We start from the raw sequence: 820 nt of genomic DNA on the forward strand, positions 1-820 counted from the left end.
GCGCGTGAAGAAGCGAGTCAATCGGCCATGGCGTCCGCACGGATCAAGCGGCGGACTTGGACCACATAGAGCACTCCTGCCCACCAATAGAGGGTTGTACCCCATCCGGCGAACGCCCAGCCGAAAATCGCAGCGAGTGATGAGATCCAGCCACTTCCGTCACTGAGCAGGAGCAACGGGAAGGCATACATCAGGTTGAAGGTCGCGGCCTTCCCGAGGAAGTTCACCTGCGGCGGCGGATAGCCGTGCCGTCGCAGGATGCCCACCATGACCAGGAGGACCAGCTCCCGCGCCAGCAGTACGAGGGTCAGCCAGAGCGGCAGGATCTCCCGCCAGGTGAGTCCGACCAGGGTCGAGAGAATGTACAGCCGGTCGGCCGCGGGGTCGAGCAGCCGGCCGAGGCTGCTGATCTGGTTCCACCGCCGGGCGAGCTTGCCGTCCAGGTAGTCGCTGACGCCGCTGAAGGCCAGCACCAGGAGCGCCCAGCCGTCGCTCTTCGGCCCGCCGAACTCGGGCCTCAGGATCAGCCAGAGGAACAGGGGTACGCCGACGAGCCGCGCCATGCTGAGCACGTTCGGGATGGTGAGGACACGGTCTGTCTGGACCCGTGTCTCCTGGACCTCCACCCGGGATCCTCCTGTGGGAAACGTTTCTACGATGCCTCTCGACCCTACCGCAATGCGAAAAAGCTCCGGCTCTCGGGCGGGAGCCCAAGAGCCGGAGCTGTAAAGGTAGTTCGGCGGCGTCCTACTCTCCCACAGGGTCCCCCCTGCAGTACCATCGGCGCTGTAAGGCTTAGCTTCCGGGTTCGGAATGTAAC

Annotated in this window: 1 protein-coding gene and 1 rRNA gene; both read right to left on the bottom strand. The window is 64.6% G+C overall.

All coding sequences use genetic code 11. The annotated features are described in order from the left end of the window. Window positions 1-17 precede the first annotated feature (17 nt). A complete protein-coding gene (gene clsA, locus CCN29_RS33005; protein ID WP_006134290.1) occupies window positions 18-626 on the bottom strand; it encodes a cardiolipin synthase ClsA in 609 nt (202 codons plus the stop codon). 108 nt (window positions 627-734) lie between these two features. Continuing rightward, window positions 735-820 (bottom strand): 5S ribosomal RNA (gene rrf / locus CCN29_RS33010); the annotation flags it as partial.

It is taken from the genome of Streptomyces pseudogriseolus (genome assembly GCA_002154585.1).
Taxonomy (GTDB): domain Bacteria; phylum Actinomycetota; class Actinomycetes; order Streptomycetales; family Streptomycetaceae; genus Streptomyces; species Streptomyces pseudogriseolus.